A 1,737-nucleotide genomic window follows, 5' to 3' on the forward strand; every position below is an offset into this window, starting at 1 on the left:
TTAAAAAGTAGTCCCGGGCAGACTCGAACTGCCGACCCCTACATTATCAGTGTAGTACTCTAACCAGCTGAGCTACGAGACTCTGTTTTACTTAATTTTTATCATTTTTTTAAATTAACAGCAAGAGTAATACAATCTAAAATTCAAAACCTTTAAATTTCATCTTTTTTCCCAAGCGTGCATTACTGCTAACACTCAGGCTCTAGAAAGGAGGTGTTCCAGCCGCACCTTCCGGTACGGCTACCTTGTTACGACTTAGCCCTAGTTACCAGTTTTACCCTAGGCAGCTCCTTGCGGTCACCGACTTCAGGCACCCCCAGCTTCCATGGCTTGACGGGCGGTGTGTACAAGGCCCGGGAACGTATTCACCGGATCATGGCTGATATCCGATTACTAGCGATTCCAGCTTCACGGAGTCGAGTTGCAGACTCCGATCCGAACTGTGACCGGCTTTATAGATTCGCTCCTGGTCACCCAGTGGCTGCTCTCTGTACCGGCCATTGTAGCACGTGTGTAGCCCAAGGCGTAAGGGCCGTGATGATTTGACGTCATCCCCACCTTCCTCACAGTTTGCACTGGCAGTCTTGTTAGAGTTCCCGACACTACTCGCTGGCAACTAACAACAGGGGTTGCGCTCGTTATAGGACTTAACCTGACACCTCACGGCACGAGCTGACGACAACCATGCAGCACCTTGTAAACTGTCTTGCGAAAGATCTGTTTCCAAATCGGTCAGTCTGCATTTAAGCCTTGGTAAGGTTCCTCGCGTATCATCGAATTAAACCACATGCTCCACCGCTTGTGCGGGCCCCCGTCAATTCCTTTGAGTTTCAAACTTGCGTTCGTACTCCCCAGGTGGGATACTTATCACTTTCGCTTAGCCACTGAACTTGCGCCCAACAGCTAGTATCCATCGTTTACGGCGTGGACTACCAGGGTATCTAATCCTGTTCGCTCCCCACGCTTTCGTCCATCAGCGTCAATAAACTGGTAGTAACCTGCCTTCGCAATTGGTATTCCATGTAATATCTAAGCATTTCACCGCTACACTACATATTCTAGTTACTTCCCAGTAATTCAAGTTCAGCAGTATCAATGGCCGTTCCACCGTTGAGCGATGGGCTTTCACCACTGACTTACTAAACCGCCTACGGACCCTTTAAACCCAATGATTCCGGATAACGCTTGGATCCTCCGTATTACCGCGGCTGCTGGCACGGAGTTAGCCGATCCTTATTCTTACGATACCGTCAAGCTCCTATACATAGGAGTGTTTCTTCTCGTACAAAAGCAGTTTACAATCCATAGGACCGTCATCCTGCACGCGGCATGGCTGGTTCAGACTTGCGTCCATTGACCAATATTCCTCACTGCTGCCTCCCGTAGGAGTCTGGTCCGTGTCTCAGTACCAGTGTGGGGGATCTCCCTCTCAGGACCCCTACCCATCGTGGCCTTGGTAAGCCGTTACCTTACCAACTAGCTAATGGGACGCATGCTCATCTTTCACCGTTGTGACTTTAATTATAAAATGATGCCACTCTATAATACTATGAGGTATTAATCCAAATTTCTCTGGGCTATCCCTCTGTGAAAGGCAGATTGCATACGCGTTACGCACCCGTGCGCCGGTCTCAAAGCCCGAAGACTTCTACCCCTCGACTTGCATGTGTTAAGCCTGCCGCTAGCGTTCATCCTGAGCCAGGATCAAACTCTTCATCGTATATTTTAATATTATAT

1 tRNA gene and 1 rRNA gene are annotated in these 1,737 nt (G+C 48.8%); both read right to left on the reverse strand.

The features are described from left to right. Window positions 1-8: 8 nt before the first annotated feature. Window positions 9-82: transfer RNA gene (locus ACTJIW_RS13250), tRNA-Ile, on the reverse strand. A gap of 124 nt (window positions 83-206) precedes the next feature. Next, window positions 207-1,720, reverse strand: a 16S ribosomal RNA gene (locus ACTJIW_RS13255). Between the last annotated feature and the right edge of the window lie 17 nt (window positions 1,721-1,737).

The sequence above is a fragment of the Flavobacterium sp. 22659 genome (genome assembly GCF_052044235.1).
Taxonomy (GTDB): domain Bacteria; phylum Bacteroidota; class Bacteroidia; order Flavobacteriales; family Flavobacteriaceae; genus Flavobacterium; species Flavobacterium johnsoniae.